The organism is bacterium (assembly GCA_035703895.1).
Classification (GTDB): Bacteria; Sysuimicrobiota; Sysuimicrobiia; order Sysuimicrobiales; family Segetimicrobiaceae; genus Segetimicrobium.
In genome coordinates, this window is sequence record DASSXJ010000187.1 from 22,043 (window position 1) to 39,117 (window position 17,075).

Here is a 17,075-nt window from a genome sequence, read left to right on the forward strand (position 1 = left end):
TCGCGGCCGATTTCGGCCGCAGGCCGTCAGATGTGCCGTTCGCTCCTGATCCCGAACGTCTCGTACAACGCATCGCCGAACAAACTGAAGACGCCGACGCTGACGAACATCGCCATGCCGGGGCACGTCACCGTCCACCAGTACGAGAGGAAGTAGGGTCGGGACGTCGCGATCATGCTCCCCCATTCCGGCGTCGGGGGCTTGCCCCCGAGGCCCAGAAAGCTGAGGCTGGCGGTGAGCAGGATCGTATAGCCGACGTCGACGGTGACGCGAGAGATGACGGTTCCCCAACACTGGGGCAGGACGTGCCGCAGGAGGATCCTCCGATCCGACAACCCAAGGGCGCGCGCCGCCTCGACATACAGATCCTCCTTGACGGTCAACACCCGGCTGCGGACGAGGCGCGCGTAGATCGGCCACCAGACCAGGCCGATCGAGATGACGGCGTTTTCGAGGCTCGGCCCCAGGGCCGCGGTGATCGCGATGGCCAGGATCAATCCGGGAAATGCCAGAAACAGGTCGGTCACCCGCATCAGCGCCTGGTCGACGATCCCGCCCCGGTAGCCGGAGACCGCTCCGAGAACCACGCCGAGCCCCACGGCGATCAACAGCACCGTCCCGGCGGACACGAGCGAGATGCGCGTCCCCCAGAGGGTGCGGCTGAGGATGTCCCGCCCCGCCTCGTCCGTCCCAAACCAGACACCCGGCGCGGGTGGACGAAACGCGGCGCCGAGGTTCAGCGCGTTCGGATCCTTGGGCGCGATCTCCGGCGCGAGGACGCCGATGAAGACGATCGCCGCCGCCGCCGCCCCGAACGCCACGACGGGCAGGTGGCGGGGCCGGAGGCGCCAGGGAAGCCGCCGGAGGAGCGCCGGCCGCGGCAAGGACGCCGTGCCTTCACGCGTACTTGACACGCGGGTCCATCCACGCATAGAGCATGTCCACGAGCAGGTTGACGACGAGGACGATCACGGCGAGCACGACGGTGACGCTCATAATCGCCGGGAAGTCCAACGTCTTGATCGACCCTACTGCGTAGCGCCCGATCCCGGGCCACGCGAAGACCACCTCGACGATCACGGTGCCCCCCAGGAGGGCGCTGAACTGCATCCCCAGCGCCGTGACGGTCGGGATGAGCGCGTTCCGCAATCCGTGCTTGAAGACCACCACGACCCCCGCCAGGCCCTTGCTTCGCGCGGTGCGGATATAGTTCTCTCCCAGCACTTCGAGCAGCGAGATCCGCGTGAGTTTGAGCCCCACCGCGAGCCGGGAGACCACCGCCGCAGCCACCGGGAGGATGAGGTGCTGGACGGACGAGCCCAGGGCCGGCCAGTTCCCGGTCAGCGCGCTGTCGATGACGTAGAACCCCGTCAGCCGGGCCGGCGAGCCGACGAACGGATCGAGACGCCCCGCCGCGGGCAGCCACCCCAGGTGCCGATAGAACGCGATCTGCAGGAGCAATCCCAGCCAGAACGCGGGCAGCCCAACACCCACGAGTGCCAGGATCCGAATCACGTAGTCGAGCGCGCGTCCCTGGCTGATGGCGGCGACAACCCCCAACGCGATGGAGATCGTCGTGTACACCAGCATGACCGCAACCGCGAGTTCGGCGGTCGCCGGGAAAAACGCCTCGAGATCCTCGCGCACGAATCGCTGGGTCTGGATGGAACGGCCAAAATTCAGCGAGACGAGATCCCGCATATACAAGACGTACTGGACCGGCAGCGGGCGGTCCAATCCCATGAGCGTTCTCAAGTTCTCAACGGCGGCGGCGCTGGCCTCCGGGCCCGCCGCCGCGCGGGCCGGGTCGGCGGGGATGAGGTGGGTGAGGACAAACGTGACCACGGTGACGCCGACGATCACGAGCATGGTCCACAGCAGGCGTTCGAGGAGAAACCGCCATGACATCGCCGGGCTCGCTTCGCGATGGCCGGTCCGGATCAGCTCACTGGATGGCGGTCGCGCTCAGCGCAGGTAGACGTGATAGAACTGAAACACGCCGCTGTAGTCGAGCGGATGGTAGAGGTAGTTCATAACCCGGTCCCGGATCGGCTCGACGATCGGCGTCGTGAACGCGGTGAAGATGACGGGCTGATCGTCGATGATGATGGTCTCCGCGCGCCGCCACAACTCGATGCGCTTCTGCTCGTCGGGGGTGCGCTCGGCCTCGTTCAGGAGCCGGTCCACCTCGGGATTTTGATACCAGGCATGGTTGTAGGGCTTGCCGGCGTTTTCGCTGCCGAAGACCTGGCGAAGGTACGAGCCGGCATCGGACGTGAGGGGCGCCATCATCAGGTGGGCCCCGAGGATCGGCGCGGTCTCGAGCTTCTCCATCTGGGCATACGCCACGGCCAGGGGCGGCGCGTACGTGATATTCACTTTGACGCCGACATCCTTGAGGGCGGACTGGAGGACCAGCCCGAGCTTCCGGCCCTGCTCTTCCTCCTGGAGGACCTGGGCATCGATCTCAAATCCCGACGCGAGCCCCGCCTCGGCGAGCATCTTCTTGGCGGCGGAGACGTCTCGTGCGAACTTCGGGCGCTTCGGATCGTGGGCGACGAAGCCCGGCGGCAGGAATCCGTTCGGGGCGTCCTCGGATCCATAGAAGACGTCCCGCATCGCGTTGTAGTCGAACGCGAGGGCGAGGGCCTTTCGAACGCGCTTGTCTCGAAGGGGAGAGTTTGGCTTCTGGACGTTCATGGCGTAAATGAACGTGCGATATGTCGGGCTCTTGACCAGCTTGATGCCCGGCCGCTTCGCCAGGTTGTCCGGGGGCTCGTCGGGCCCGATCGAGTAGAGGTTCATCATGTCGATCTCGCCGCGCGTGAGCATCAGCTTCTGCGTCCCGATGTCGGGAATGATTCGGATCAGCACCCCATCCACGTGCCTGTCGGCCCATCCCCCCCAGTAGGCGGCGTGGCGCTGGAGAACGAGAAACTGATCTTTTTCCATCTGCACGGCCTTGAACGGGCCCGTACCGTTGATGTTCGCGGCGAACCAGGCGCGGCCGTCGTCGGCATCGCGCGCGTGCGCCTTCCCGTGGACGTAGATTTTGGAGAGCCCGAAGGGGAACGTCGCGGACGGCTGGGTGAGCAGGATGCGCACCGTGAGGGGATCGACCGCCTGGATCTCCTTCATCCGCCCCAGGAACGTGGCCGGCCCCATCCCGAGCTTCTTCACCCGGTCGAATGACAACTTCACCGCTTCGGCGTCCACCGTCGTGCCGTCGTGGAACTTGACATTGGGTCTGAGCTTGAAGGTGTAGGTCGTCAAGTCGGGCGACGCGGTCCAGGACTGGGCGAGCGCCGGGATGAGCTTGGCGGTCCCGCGTTCATAGCCCACCAGTCCTTCATACGTGTTCACAAACACGCGGTAGTGAGGGCCCGCCACGCCGATCGCCGGGTCGAGGGTGCTGGGATAGAAGTGAAGCGCCAGGCCGAGGACGTTGCCCTGCCTCTGTGCCATCGCGGGCAGGCCGCTTCCCAGGGTGACCGCGAGGATCCCGGCCACGACGACCGCCCCGATCCGTCGTGCATCCAACCGCATCGCCATGCTCCTTTGTGTATGCGTGTTTTCTCGCCGTCCCTGCGTCTTTCTCTCGCACGCTCGATCAATCCTCTCCCGCGGGGTCGAAGGGAGGCGCGCGCCCGCGCCCGCCCGATCTGGCTCGACCACAAGGGCTCTGCGCGCAGCGGGTCGTATTGCCCTGCGTATCTATGACATTAATGTGGAAGGAATGAAGCATGGCATCGTTCTCGGCGCGAACCGATGGACGCCCTAATCTCGAATGGGAATCGTAGACGTTGCCGGAGCTGCCGGACGTCGAAACGGTCGCGCGTACGCTGCGCCGGGAAGCGGTCGGCCGGCGGATTCGCCGCGTCCGGGTCCTGAGCCCCTCCACCGTGCGATCTCCTGCGCCTGTACGCTTTGCCTCGCGCCTGCGTGGAAAACGGATTGAACGGGTCGGCCGCCGCGGCAAGTATCTCCTGATCGACCTCGAAGGGGACCAGACACTGATCGTCCACCTGCGAATGACGGGGGGATTTGCGTCTGCGGGACGGACCGACCCGGTCCACCCCCATACCCGCGTGCTTTTCTCCTTCAACGGGGAAGAGTTGCGATTTGTCGACCAGCGGCGCTTCGGTCACATGGACCTGGTCTCCGCCCGGGACGTCCCCACCTTCCCCGGCCTGCAGCGTCTGGGCGTGGAACCGCTGGAAGACGCATTCACGCTGCGGAAGTTCAGGGCGCTCCTGCACGGCCGGCGCGGGACCGTGAAGGGGTTCCTGCTGCGCCAGGATGTCATTGCCGGAATCGGCAATATCTATGCCGACGAGATCCTCTTTCATGCCCGGCTCCTCCCATGGCGCCCCGTCGAGTCGCTGCGGCCCGCCGAGGCCGCCCGGCTCTATCGCACGATCCGGACCGTACTGCGGCGGGCGACCGCCCGGCTGTCCCGCTACGGGACGGCGGAAGAGCAGCTTTCCATCCGGAGGGACGGCGGTGCCTGTTCCCGCTGCGGCCGCGCGCTCCGCACGGCGACGGTAGCGGGCCGCACGAGCTATTACTGTCCGGCCTGCCAGCGGTGAGACCCCGGCCGCGGGCGGGTCTACGGCGCACGTTGGAGGGAGGCGCCCGACCGGGGGTGTATTACCTGTGCACGAGCCGAACCTGATCCACAGTCGAATGCGGGGGGGACTGTATGGGCGCCTCATCACGGTGGACTAAGCGTATGGGCCGGCGGACGTTCCTCCGGCGGGCCGCGACGGTTGGCATGGGGGTGGCCGCCGCGGGCGGAATGGCCGTTACGCGGCCCAGTCCCCTACCGGCGTCCCCGGCCTTGACCGCTCAGGCCTCGGGAGGACCGCCCCTCACGCTCGGCTTTCCCAGCTGGATGTTCAGCGAGCCCAGCACCGGCAAGTACTACAAGGAGCTCGCCGCTGAGTATACGGCGGCCCATCCCAACCAGAAGATCGATTTGATCTCGCTTCCCCCCGGCCAGTACGTCGAGAAGGTCTTCACCGAAATCTCGGGCGGGCACGTGCCCGATATCCTGCCGCTGTTCACCACGCAAATGCCGCAGTATATCCACCTGGGATTGCTGGAGCCACTGGACCCGTGGCTGGATAAAGCGCCGTTCAAGAAAAAGATCCTGCCGCTGCAGAAGTTCGCGCAGAAGGACGGCAAGAACTACGGCGTCGTCCTGACCGCCTCCCCCCAGGGGTTGCTGTACAATCACGAATTGCTGAACAAGGCCGAGGTGGATGTGCCGACGACCCTCGATGAGTTGTACAAAGCCGCGGAGGCGGTCTTCAAGAAGACCGGCGTGTTCGGATATGGGGTGCACGTCGATCCCTCGACCATGCTGCTCGCGTACGTCTCGTGCATGCAGTGGGTCCTGGGCCACGGGAGCGACTTCAGCAAGTCCGACGGCACCATCACGTGCAACGCTCCGGGGACGGTGGAGGCGTTTACCCACATGATGCGGTTTGTGAACGCGCCCTTTGTCCCCAAGGGCCTCGGGTGGTATCAACTTCGCACGATGTTCGCGGCGGGGAAAGTCGCGATGCTGTTGGACGGGCCGTGGGATCTGGGGCAGGTCAAGACGGTGAACCCCGCGCTGTATCCGCACATCAGCATGGCGCCGGCCCCGACCCCGACCCACGCGGCCATCACCGGCGGGGCCTTCTATACGATCTTGAAGAAGGAGCCCAACAAGCAGGCCGTGTGGGACTTCATCGCGTATGCCAGCGGCGATCAGTGGCAGCGGCGGTGGATGGAGCTCCTGGTGCAGGTCCCCGGTCTCAATGTCCGGCCGGACCAGGCCTTTCTCAAGACGAATCCCGGATTCCGCTACGTGACGGAGATCGCCGCAAAATATGCCACGGGGTTCGGCTACCTGCCGCCGGGCTACGAACTGGTCGCGACGACCTTTCAGACGAAGGTCATCGACCACGTGGCGGACATCTGGTCCGGGGCGAAGCCGCCGCGGGCGGCGCTGGACGAGTGCCAGAAGGAACTGGAGGCCTGGGCGAAAACCGTTCCCGCCAAGGATCGGAGCATGTAATGGCACGCGGCGGACATCGCATGTCTGTGCGCGGGGTCTGCGTCAGATCTGAGTAACCACGCCCGAGCGGTCACTCCGACGGCCGCCGCCTTCCGGACCGGTATCGGGATGCGGCGGGAACGCGCCGCGTTCGCCGCCGGAATGATGGCGCCCACCCTCCTGTGGACGGCCGTCGTTCTGATCTACCCGATCTGGGTGACCGTTCGGAACAGCTTCTATCAGGTCGGGGCGGGACTCGACCCCCATCCGCCCTTCGTGGGATTCGGGAACTACACCGCGCTTCTTTCCGATGGGATCTTCTGGCACTCCGTACGGATCACAGCCGTGTTCACGGCCGGCAACGTGGCCGGGTCATTCGGCCTGGGTCTGCTCACCGCGCTCGTGCTACACCAGCCCTTCCGCGGACGGCCGCTGGCGCGGGCCGTGCTCTTGCTCCCCTGGGCGCTGCCCCAGGTCGCCGCCGTTGTTGTGTGGAGGTGGCTCCTTCAAGCCCAGTACGGCGCCGCCAACTATCTCCTGTGGCGTCTCCACCTGATCGCCGCCCCCAGCGTGCCGTGGTTGGTCAGGCCCAACCTCGGTCTCTACGCGGTGCTGGCCACGACCGTCTGGTGGCAGTACCCGATCGCGGCCACGTTTCTTCAGGCGGGGATCGAGTCGATCCCGCTGGAACTGTTCGAGGCCGCGCGGATGGATGGGGCCAACGCCTGGCACCGGTTCCGGCACGTCATCTGGCCGGGCCTGCGGCACGTGCGCAACATCCTGCTGCTCTTGCTGCTCTTCGGGTCGCTGGGCCAGGTCATCATTATCTGGACGCTGACCGGCGGCGGCCCGGCCCGGGCGACCCAGACGCTGGGCATCCTCGTCTACACCCGGGCGTTCTCGGACTTCCAGTTCGGAAGCGCGGCTGCGCTTGGGACCATCGTGCTCGCGATCTCCTTGCTCATCGGGGTGGCCTACTATCGACTGACCCTGCGGTCCGTGACGGAGGTGTAGCCGGCGGTGCGTCTGGCCAACACGCTTACCCTCTACGTCGGCGTCACCCTCCTATGCGCGATCGTGGCGTTCCCCATCTACTGGATGGTCGTGAGCGCTTTGGAGCCCGGGAATCTGTTCAATTTCCCCCCACACTTCATCCCCGCCCACCCGAGCCTCGGCAACTTCACGCGGATCTTCGTGGTCAACCCGTTGGCGCATTGGCTGCTGAACAGCCTGCTGGTCGCAGTCGGGACGATGATCTGCTCCATCCTGCTCAGCGTTCATGCCGCGTACGGGATGTCCCGGTTCAGGACCCGCGGCACCGACGCGGCGGGGTTCACGATCCTGGTAGGCCAGATGATCCCGGTGACCGTGCTGACGATTCCCTTCTACATTCTGTTTCGCGCGCTGCATCTGATCAACACGCTCAGCGGCATCGTCATCGCGACCACCACATTCACCATCCCGATGTGCCTGTGGATGCTCAAGGGGTTCTTCGATGGCGTCCCTCGGGACCTGGACGAGGCCGCGCAGACCGACGGCTGTACGCGCCTGCAGGCCCTGTATCAAGTCATTCTGCCGACGGCCGCCCCCGGGTTGGTCGCCGCCGCGACCTTCGCCTTCATGCTGGGATGGAACGAATTTTTCTTCGCCAGCACCTTCCTGAGCACCGAGACGAAATGGGTGGCCACGGTTGGGCTGGTCACCTACATGGGCGAGTATTTCGTGGAGTGGTCGGCGCTCATGGCCACCGCGTTCGTCATCACCCTGGTCCCGGCGGTCCTCTTCCTGAGGACGCAGCGGTACATGATGGCCGGCATCACACAGGGAGCGATCAAGGCGTGACGCTCAAGGTCGGCGTCGTGGGTGCGGGCCTGCTCGGCGCCCGGCACGCCCGTGCTTACAGCGAACTGCCGGAGTGCCATCTGGTCGCCGTGTGCGACCTGGATCTCCGGCGCGCGGAGGAGGTCGCGACCCGATTCGGCGCGAGAGCCTTCACGGATCTCGGCGAGATGCTCGAGGCAGGTGTGGAGGCGGTGTCGGTGGCCACCCCGGATCACGCCCACTGCGTACCGGTGACCGCCTGCCTCGACGCCGGAGCGCACGTGTTGGTGGAGAAGCCCCTGACCATCGATCCGGACGAGGCGCGGATGCTGGTCGCCAAGGCCGACGACGTGCGCAGGGTGCTCATGGTCAACTACAGTCAGCGCTGGCTCCCCGAGCACCGGCGCATCGAAGCGTTGCTCGCCGGCGGCACCCTGGGGGACCTTGCGTTTGTCGAATCCCACCGGTGGGACGCCGCCTGGGTCCCGGGGCGGATGATCGCGGGGTGGGCGGCCCGCACCACGCCGATTCATTTCATGTCGAGCCACGATATCGACCTCATCCTCCACTGGACCGGCCGGCGCGTCCGCAGCGTGTATGCCGCCTCGCACCGCGGTGCGCTCTCCCAGGAGGGCGTCATGGACGGGATTGATGCACTATTGTCTTTGGACGGCGGCGCCCGCGTGAGCCTGCACTCGTCCTGGATCCTCCCGGAGACCTTCCCGGCCGCGGCGGACACGCGGCTGGAGCTGCTGGGCGCCCGCGGGGGGCTGTTTCTGGATGGCAACGCGCGAATGCTGCGCTTGTACACTCCGGAGCGCGGCGAGTCGATCGTGTTCGCGGGGCCGCGGACGGCGGATGAGGTGCACGGACGTCTCGCCGGGGCGTTCGTGGAATCGTTGCGGTCGTTCGTGTCGGCGATCTCTGCGGGCGACCTCGAGCCGTCTACGTCGGCGGCGCGCACGCTCCACGTCGTCGAGGTCCAGGCGGCCATCCTGGCTTCGGCGGCGCGCGGCCGGGTCGTGGAGCTCGCGTGATGCAGATCATGAGGCCGGTGATCACGGAGGGCGATGAGCCATGAAGATGTCGGATCTGCGAATCGACCTGGTGAACATCCCCTACGTGGAGACGATCTCCTCGGCCTCGTCCAAAGCGGGCGGGGCCACGAAATGTATCGTCCGGCTCAGGACAGACGAAGATGTGGAGGGGCTCGGCGAAGCTCCAGGGGGCCAGGCGTTGCGGGACGACATTACCCGGGCCTTCCAGAGCGTGCGCGGTGAAGATCCGTTCCGGATCGAGGCAATCCTGGAACGGTTACCGGGGTCACACCGCGGCCTCTACGGTCCGAGCCCCACGGCCATGTCCGCGATCGAGATGGCGATCTGGGACATCATCGGCAAGACGCTCGGCCGTCCGATCAGCGACCTGTGGGGCGGCCGGTACCGGGGGGAGGTCCCCGTCTGCGCGCCGCTCTTCACGCACGAGGAACGCGAGACCGATTTCTCCTCGGCGACGGTGGCGCTGGCGGACGAGGTCGTGTCCCGGTACGGCTTCGGGGCGGTGAAGGTCAAAGCGGGGGTGTACCGTCCCGGATCCGAGATCCCGGCGTTGCGCGCCCTGCGGCGCAGGTTCGGCGCCGACCTCGCGATTCGCATTGACCCGAACGGGGTGTGGTCTCCGGAGGAGAGTATCCGGATCGGGCACCAGGTGCTGGATCTGGACCTGGAGTGGATGGAGGATCCGACCTGGGGCATCGAAGGGATGCAGCGGGTGCGGGCCAGCGTGGCCATCCCCCTTGCCACCAACATGTGCGTGCGCAACTTCGACGAGGTGCCGGTCGCCTTCCGGGCCCAGGCCGCCGACGTCGTCCTGGGGGATCCTCGGATCTGGGGCGGTATCTGGCCGACGCGGAAGTTGGGCGCCCTCTGCGAGGGGCTGAACTGGGGGTTTGGCCTCCACAGTTCGCACGAGCTCGGCATCGCGACCGCCGCGCGGCTGCACCTCGCCGCGGGCTGCGCACATTTGAGTTATCCCATAGATGTGACCCATTGGTTCCATGCGGAGGACGTGGTCACGGGCGGGCCGTTCCCCATCAGGAACGGTCGCATCACCGTCCCCACGGCGCCAGGGCTCGGGGTCGAGCTCGACACGGACGCGCTGGCGCGGGCTACAGCCCGCTGTGAGCGAGAGGGCGAGTATCCCACGGTCGTGACCAACCCGTCCCGCTACCGGTGGTGGACCTAGTGCGGCGTTTCGTGTCATCCGATCCCGGCGATCCTCTGCGTGATTCCCTAGGGGGTTTCGTGCACGGTCAGCGAGAATGTTGAGCGCGAGCCATGCTCAAAGGGGGAACGTATGACGGACCGCGAGGGAGCCGCCCAGCCGGCATTGGCGGGTGGCGTCATTGAGAAGTTCAACGCCAGCCTGCACGGTGAACTCATCCGCCCTGACAGCGGCAGCTACGACGAGGCCCGCAAGGTCTGGAACGGGATGATCGACCGGCGGCCGGCGCTGATCGTCCGCTGCGCCGCCCTCGAGGATGTGCAGAACGCCATTCGGTTCGCTCGGAGTTATGGGCTGCTCACCGCGGTGCGCGGCGGGGGCCATAACGCCGCCGGGTTCGCGGTGTGCGACGGTGGCCTGGTCATCGATCTCTCACAGATGAGGGGGATCCGTGTCGATCCGAAGGCGCGCACGGCGCGCGCCCAAGCCGGCGCCACCTGGGGCGACTTCGATCGCGAGACCCAGGCGTTCGGTCTGGCCACGACGGGGGGCGCCATTTCCACGACCGGGATCGCCGGGCTCACGCTCGGCGGCGGTCTCGGCTGGCTGATGCGCAGCTACGGGTTGGCCTGCGACAACCTGTTGTCCGTCGAGTTGGTCACCGCCGACGGCCGGGTGCTCATGGCCAGTCCGACCGAGAACCCGGACCTGTTCTGGGGCGTGCGTGGCGGAGGCGGCAACTTCGGCGTCGTCACGTCGTTCGAGTATCGCCTCCATCCCGTGGGACCGATGCTCGGCGGATTGCTGATCCATCCCCTGGAACGGGCGCGCGAGGTCCTTCAGTATTACCGCGAGGTCAGCCAATCCGCTCCGGACGAGCTGACGGTCTTCGCCGCCCTGATGACGACGCCCGACGGGGTCCCGGTCATCGGCTTGGCCCTCTGCTACAACGGGCCGGCGGCCGTGGGGGAGAAAACCCTGCACGCGCTCCGGTCGTTTGGGCCGCCGGTCGCGGATCAGGTCGGGCCGATGCCCTATACCGCCATCCAAAGCATGCTGGATGCGGGGTTCCCCGCCGGCCTTCAGGTCTATTGGCGGTCGGATTTTCTGAAGGGTCTCGGCGACGAGACCATCGACACGATCCTCACCCGGTTCGCCAAGCGGACCTCGCCGCTCTCCCTGATGATCATTGAGCAGTTTGGCGGCGCGGTCAGCCGCGTCGGCCGGGAGGACACGGCGTTTGAGTATCGAGACGCACAGTACAATCTGGCGATCATCTCGAGATGGACGGATCCCCGAGAATCGGACCCGCACATCCGTTGGGCGCGAGAGACGTGGGAAGCCATGCGGCCGTTCGCGACCGGGGTCTACGTGAACTACCTGGGCGAGGAGGGCGAGAGTCGGATCAGGGCGGCGTACGGCCCGGCCAAGTACGAGCGGTTGGTCGCGTTGAAGAACACGTACGATCCGGGCAACTTCTTTCGCCTGAACCAGAACATCAAGCCGGCCTAGGATACGCGTTCAGGAGCGAGCGCGATGCAGGTCTTCGCAAGCCCCGAGACCATCCGGTCGATGACCCCGCTCAACCCCTTCGACCGGCAGCCCGATGGCCGGCCCCTGGTGCCCGATGCGTTGCTGGAACGAATCTCCAAGGCGGCCACCGAACAGGTCTGGAGAACCCTGGGCCTGCACGGGTACACGCACCAGTTCGAGGGCGGCTGGTTCCAGTCGCACCCCGGGCGGGTACTGGTGGGGAGGGCGGTCACCGCCATCTTCATGCCGTTCCGGCCGGATCTCGACCAGGTGGTGATCACCGCGTCCGGCAAGCCCGCGGGCGACCGGCATGGTTCGGGCGGTCAGAATTCATGGGTCATCGACGGCCTGCTCCCCGGCGACGTCATGGTGGCCGACATGTTTGGCAAGGTCGAGGATGGTCCGTTGGTCGGTGACAACCTGGCCACCACCATCAGCCGCCGCACCGGCGCCGGCGCCGTGATCGAAGGGACGATCCGCGACTACGACGGCATCAAGCACATCTCGCCGCTGCAGATCTTCTGCCGCGGCGTGCACCCCTCTTTCCTCAGGGAGTGCACGCTCGTGGGGGTCAATGTCCCGGTGCGAATCGGAGGGGCCACCGCGCTGCCGGGCGATGTGGTGCTCGGCACCGAGACCGGCGTCGTCTTTATCCCGCCCCACCTGGCCGAAGAGGTGGCGACCAGTGCTGAGGACATCCGGCTGCGCGACACCTTCAGCAAGCAGCGCCTGGCCGAAGGGCGCTACAGCGCCCTGGTGATCGACCGCGACTGGACGGAGGAGATCGAGCAAGATTTCCGCCGGTGGCGGGCCGAGCGAACGTAGAACGCCGCCCCCCCACGACGACCGCCGCAGCGCTTATCGCTGCTCGTGAGTGACGCCCTCGAGCAGCCCCCTCATGTAGCCGATCGCATACAGCCGGCCCAGCATTTCGTACCCGGGCCGTTCGTTCGATTCACCCGCCATCGTGGGGACGTGGTCCGGCCGCAGCACGCCATCAAACCCGGTCTCCCGGTGCGCCCGCATCGCCTCATACATGTCCGTCTGGCCATTGTCGTGAAAGGTCTCCACGAAGCGTTCGGGCGTCCCACGGACGTCCCGAAAGTGAACAAAGTGCGTCTTCCCGAGGACGCCGAACCGTCGGATCGTCGCCGGGATATCCACCCCCATCGTTGAGAACGTGCCCTGGCAAAACGTGATGCCGCTTTGCGGGGAGTCCACCAGCCGCACGGCGCGCTCCATGGCCTCAGGGGTGCGTAGGATCCTGGCCACCCCCCTGATGGGTGAGATCGGAGGATCGTCGGGGTGCAGGGCGAGTTTCACGCCGGCCTCTTCGGCGACGGGCACGACCCGCTCGAGGAAGTACGCCAGGTTCTCCCACAGCGGCTCCTCGGCCACCCGTCCCGCGTCGGTCAGGGGCGCGCGCTCCATGAGCGAGTGGTCGTAACTCGTGACGAGCGCCCCGCCGCGCGCCGGCGTGGTGGTCGACGTGCGCGTCCAGCCGAACACCGCCATCCAATTCCAGCACAGGACCGGGATGCCCACCGCGCCCATGTTCGTGACGAGCGTGCAGAAGTCGTCGATCTCGCGGTCTCGCTCCGGCCGCCCCAGCCGGGCGTTGTTCATCGGAGGGGATGACTCGATCACCGCGGCCGTGATGCCTGCGTCCTCGAACCGCTGCCGCATGTGCAGCACCGGCATGAACTCCCAGGGGCGGAGGTTTGGCTCGGGATTGGGCAACTGCGTCACCGCGTGGGTGACGCCGAGTTGTCTGGCCAGCGTCCACCGCTCGTTGGGATACGGTGGCAGGATCAGTGCCAGCTTCATCGCTTTGGCCTCCGGCCTGCGCGCGTGGGGCGCTCGCAGGGCCTACTTCCGAACCGCCTCCTGGAATGCCTGTTCCATCCTGACTTGCGCCGCCTTGGCCGCCGCCTCGGGGGATTTGCCGTTCAAGCAGACATCCTGCACCATGTCGGCGAGGATGAACTTCTGCGACACTGCGCTGAGCTGGGTCAGGAGCTGCGGGGTCGGCGGCGCAGGGTACCAATTCGGCCTGGCGTGTTCGATGATATCGGGGAACGGATCGAAGAACGGGCGCTTCTTCCAGAACTCCGCTTGGCTCAGGTCCTTGTAGACCGGGTACCATCGGCCGCCTACCTTCTCGTACACCGCTTCGAGGGCCTTCGGCTCCATGATGTCCTTGATGAGCGTCTTGGCGGCGGCGACGTTCTTGCTGGTCGCGGAGACCGCCCACGCCCACGTCCCGGCGCCTTGAGCGGACACCCCCGCTTTCCCTTTCGGGAAGGGCGCCTGGGCCGTCATCTTGAGAAGATCCGGGTCGTTCTTCTCGAGCCACGCGAAAATCGATGCCGGGTTGAACACGAACGCCGCCCGGTGTGACTGGTAGGCGTTGTTGTTCCACGCATCATCGGCCGATGGTGAGTCGGGCTGGATCAGTTTGTCAACCCACCACCGCCTGGCCCGGGTGAGCGCAGAAATCACGCCCGCGTTGTCGAGGTGGGGGCGCCCGTGGCCATCGACGAGCGTCCCGCCGTCGGCGTAGATCATGAGCGTCAGGTTGCCGACGGTATCGGGCGTGCGGCCGATCGGCAGGCCGATCCCGTACAGGGTGGGCGGCGTTTGGACCTTCCGCGCGATCTCCTCGAGTTCGTCGAGGGTTGCGGGCGGCTGGCGCTTCCCCGTCACCTTCTCGCAGAGGTCGAGACGCGCGTACATGACGGTGACGTCGGCCTCCATCGGGATCGCGAAGATCTTGCCGTTGACCGTCACGTACGGCAGCAGCGCTTTGTACATGCCGCCGGCGCGCGACTTGATGTCGTTGTACACATCGGTGAGATCCACGAGCTTGCCTTGGGTTGCGTAGAAGATTGTCTGCTCCTGCAGCATCATGACCACGTCCGGCAGCGCGCCCGCTTCGACCGCGGCCGCCACTTTGGCGAAGTAGTCCGAGCCGGGCAGCGGCGAGTACTCGACCTGAACGTTGTGCTGCCGGCCCCACTCGGCCATCTGCTGCCCCAAGAGCGCATCACCATCCTTGGTGAACGAGACAACGCCCCATGCCGCCAACTTGCCGCTGAACTTCGCCTGTGCGGACAGCGGAGGGGGCGGCGCCCCGATCAGGTCGAGCGCGGTCGCCGCCGACAGCGCGGCCGTTCCCTTCACGAAGGCCCTTCGGGTAAGCCGATTGTGCGGATCAACACGCATACGCTCCCCACCTCCTCATCGTGCACCGTCGAGAGAACCCACGGACTCGATCGCGGTCCCCCCGTTTAGCTCTTGGTCGCTCCGGCGGCGAGGCCGGCCACCACCCACCGCTGGGCCAGCGTGTAGATGAGAACGGGCGGCAGCGACGCCACGAGAACGGCCGCCATCAAGGACCCCCATTGGAACACGTCGCCGATGATAAACTGTGCCAGTCCAACCGGGATCGTCTTCTGCGAGTCCCGCGCGATGAGCAGGAGCGCGAAGAGGAACTCGTTCCAGGCATTGGTGAACGCGAAGAGCGCGATGACCGCCAGCGCGGGGAGTGAGAGCGGGAGGAAGATGGAAAGCAGAGATCGCAACCGGGTCGCTCCGTCGACGAGGGCGGCATCTTCCAGCTCGGACGGGACCGTGCGAAAATATGTGATCGCGAGCCACGTACAGAATGGCGCCGAGAAGATCAGGTAGATCGGGATCAGGCCGAGCGCCTTATCGGTGAGGCGGAACTGGTACGCGACCTGGAACAGGGGGATGAAGAGGAGGGCCGGCGGGGCGAGGTAGGTGACGATGGTCGCGTTGGCGACGAAGGTGCGTCCGCGGAACGAGAGTCTCGTGATCGCATACGCTGCGAGGACGCCAACGATCATCGCGACGATCGTTGTGGACACCGCAACGATCGCGCTGTTCCTGAAATAGGCGAGGAATTCGCTCTGGTGGAATAGCGCGATATAGTGTTGCAGGCTCACGTGCCGTGGGACGAGGCTGACCTCCACGAAAATGTCCCTGTTGGGCTTTAACGATGTCTCCAGGACCCACACGAACGGAAAGAGCGTCCAGACGGTGAACACCGCCAGACCGCCGATGAGCACGACCTTACGCAGGGCGCTCCGCAGCCTCCGGGACACCCGCGCAGTGCCGGGCGGTGGCACGGGTCTCCGCGTCATGCCTGGGCCTCCGGCGCGAGCATGCGCTTTGTCAGGAAATAGATGAGGACGACGAAGAGGGGGAAAAAGATCACGGAAACCGCTGCGGCCATGCCGAGCTGGCGGGCACCGGCAATGCCGATCTCGTAGGCGAACATCGGGAACGTCATCGTGGCGTTCACGGGACCGCCGCGTGTGAGGACGTAGACGAAGTTGATGCTGTTGGCGGTCCAGATCGTCGAAAGCAGGACCGTGATGACGATCGTGGACGCCAGTCCGGGGAGCAGGATGTACAGGAATCGCTGAAGCACGCCCGCGCCATCGATCGCCGCGGCCTCGTACTGCTCACCGGGGATGGCCTGGAGCCCGGCAAGGAACATCATGGTGTAGAAAGGCGTTCCCTGCCAGACGACGACCCCGATCACCGACCACAACGCGAGATGGGGATCCGCAAGAAACTGGACCAGGGTTTGGCTGCCAAACATCTGGATGCGGATCAGATTCAGCAGGCCGCTCGGCGTGCCGTCGTAGACCCAGCGCCAGGTGAGTGCCACGACGACAGAGGGGACGGTCCAGGGGAGGAAGAAAATGCCCCGCATCAATGGCCGGCCCCGGAACCGCTCGTTCAGGAGCAGGGCCGATCCCATGCCCAGGCAGAGCTTTGCCGCGACGGCCGTCCCGGTATAGAGCAGCGAGATCCAGACCGTCTTCCGGAACAGGGCACCGTATTGATCCCCGAACAGGAGGTCACGGTAGTTTTGCAGACCGACCCAGGTGGCCGGGCCGCCGATCACTTTGTGCTGCATGCTCAACACGATGCCGCTGACGAACGGGTACGCAATGAGGGCGACGAGGATGACGATCAGGGGCAGCAGAAAGGGCCAGGCCATGCGCCAGTCGCGGCCCAGCACGCGTTCCTTCCAAGGTCGGCCTTGTGCCCCCCCGAGGGGGTGGGTCCCTAGGACGGTCACCATTGCTGGCGCCTCGCGAGCCGGACGTCTGCACAAACGCGATCCGCTCACAGCGAAGCCGCGGTCCTGCGAACTGAACGTATCTTACTACGGAACCTGTCGCCGGAAGTCCTGGTCCGCATCGCGAGCAGGGTTTTCCGCCGGGCCCGGCGTAGACGCCCCCCCATGCGCATCGACGTGGCCGCTCACATCCTGCCCGAGCGATACTTCGCCCGGCTTCAGCAGATCCCGGGCTTCCTCATGTCCAGACGCGTCAAGGGGGTCCAGTGCCTCTTTGACCTTAGCGTGCGCTTTAGAGTGATGGATGGGTTTCCCGATTACAAACAGGTCCTCTCG

15 protein-coding genes are annotated in these 17,075 nt (G+C 66.0%); 8 read left to right on the forward strand and 7 right to left on the reverse strand.

Annotated features, from left to right (window positions below):
• Positions 1-26: 26 nt before the first annotated feature.
• Genes VFP86_13085 through VFP86_13095 form a run of 3 tightly spaced genes read right to left on the reverse strand, consistent with a single transcriptional unit; the run spans position 27 to position 3,546 of the window.
• Positions 27-914 carry an ABC transporter permease gene (locus VFP86_13085; protein HET9000572.1) on the reverse strand — a complete coding sequence of 296 codons (888 nt, stop codon included), beginning with the start codon at positions 912-914 and terminating at the stop codon, positions 27-29.
• Positions 898-1,908, reverse strand: a complete 1,011-nt coding sequence (locus VFP86_13090) for an ABC transporter permease (protein ID HET9000573.1) — start codon at positions 1,906-1,908, stop codon at positions 898-900. The genes VFP86_13085 and VFP86_13090 overlap by 17 nt, the downstream gene beginning before the upstream one ends.
• 57 nt (positions 1,909-1,965) lie before the next feature.
• On the reverse strand, positions 1,966-3,546 hold the full coding sequence (locus VFP86_13095; GenBank protein HET9000574.1) for an ABC transporter substrate-binding protein: 1,581 nt from the start codon (positions 3,544-3,546) through the stop codon (positions 1,966-1,968).
• 257 nt (positions 3,547-3,803) lie between these two features.
• On the opposite strand from VFP86_13095, the gene mutM reads away from it, so the two are divergent.
• The 8 genes from mutM to VFP86_13135 all read left to right on the forward strand — a co-directional run bounded on the left by mutM (position 3,804) and on the right by VFP86_13135 (position 12,448).
• Positions 3,804-4,589 carry a bifunctional DNA-formamidopyrimidine glycosylase/DNA-(apurinic or apyrimidinic site) lyase gene (mutM, locus tag VFP86_13100; protein ID HET9000575.1) on the forward strand — a complete coding sequence of 262 codons (786 nt, stop codon included), beginning with the start codon at positions 3,804-3,806 and terminating at the stop codon, positions 4,587-4,589.
• 113 nt (positions 4,590-4,702) lie between these two features.
• The gene (locus VFP86_13105; protein ID HET9000576.1) at positions 4,703-6,067 is read left to right on the forward strand and encodes a sugar ABC transporter substrate-binding protein; all 1,365 of its coding nucleotides are present in this window, start codon (positions 4,703-4,705) and stop codon (positions 6,065-6,067) included.
• Positions 6,068-6,175: 108 nt separating this feature from the next.
• Positions 6,176-7,060: a sugar ABC transporter permease gene (locus tag VFP86_13110; protein HET9000577.1), complete on the forward strand. Its 885-nt coding sequence runs from the start codon at positions 6,176-6,178 to the stop codon at positions 7,058-7,060.
• Positions 7,061-7,066: 6 nt separating this feature from the next.
• The gene (locus VFP86_13115; protein HET9000578.1) at positions 7,067-7,888 is read left to right on the forward strand and encodes a carbohydrate ABC transporter permease; all 822 of its coding nucleotides are present in this window, start codon (positions 7,067-7,069) and stop codon (positions 7,886-7,888) included.
• The gene (locus tag VFP86_13120; protein HET9000579.1) at positions 7,885-8,904 is read left to right on the forward strand and encodes a Gfo/Idh/MocA family oxidoreductase; all 1,020 of its coding nucleotides are present in this window, start codon (positions 7,885-7,887) and stop codon (positions 8,902-8,904) included. The genes VFP86_13115 and VFP86_13120 overlap by 4 nt, the downstream gene beginning before the upstream one ends.
• Before the next feature lie 40 nt (positions 8,905-8,944).
• On the forward strand, positions 8,945-10,111 hold the full coding sequence (locus VFP86_13125; GenBank protein HET9000580.1) for an enolase C-terminal domain-like protein: 1,167 nt from the start codon (positions 8,945-8,947) through the stop codon (positions 10,109-10,111).
• A 111-nt stretch (positions 10,112-10,222) separates the two neighbouring features.
• Positions 10,223-11,602 carry an FAD-binding oxidoreductase gene (locus VFP86_13130; protein HET9000581.1) on the forward strand — a complete coding sequence of 460 codons (1,380 nt, stop codon included), beginning with the start codon at positions 10,223-10,225 and terminating at the stop codon, positions 11,600-11,602.
• A 24-nt stretch (positions 11,603-11,626) separates the two neighbouring features.
• A complete protein-coding gene (locus VFP86_13135) occupies positions 11,627-12,448 on the forward strand; it encodes an RraA family protein (protein HET9000582.1) in 822 nt (273 codons plus the stop codon).
• A 33-nt stretch (positions 12,449-12,481) separates the two neighbouring features.
• Here the strand turns inward: VFP86_13135 and VFP86_13140 are convergent, their stop codons facing one another.
• The 4 genes from VFP86_13140 to VFP86_13155 form a co-directional block, all read right to left on the reverse strand.
• Complete coding sequence (locus VFP86_13140) at positions 12,482-13,450, reverse strand: mannonate dehydratase (protein ID HET9000583.1); 969 nt, start codon at positions 13,448-13,450, stop codon at positions 12,482-12,484.
• 42 nt (positions 13,451-13,492) lie between these two features.
• Complete coding sequence (locus VFP86_13145; protein ID HET9000584.1) at positions 13,493-14,806, reverse strand: extracellular solute-binding protein; 1,314 nt, start codon at positions 14,804-14,806, stop codon at positions 13,493-13,495.
• Between the two features lie 107 nt (positions 14,807-14,913).
• Positions 14,914-15,789 (reverse strand): carbohydrate ABC transporter permease, encoded by an 876-nt coding sequence (locus VFP86_13150; GenBank protein HET9000585.1) that lies wholly within the window; start codon positions 15,787-15,789, stop codon positions 14,914-14,916.
• A complete protein-coding gene (locus VFP86_13155; GenBank protein ID HET9000586.1) occupies positions 15,786-16,742 on the reverse strand; it encodes a sugar ABC transporter permease in 957 nt (318 codons plus the stop codon). Before VFP86_13155 ends, VFP86_13150 begins: the two co-directional genes overlap by 4 nt.
• Positions 16,743-17,075: the final 333 nt, after the last annotated feature.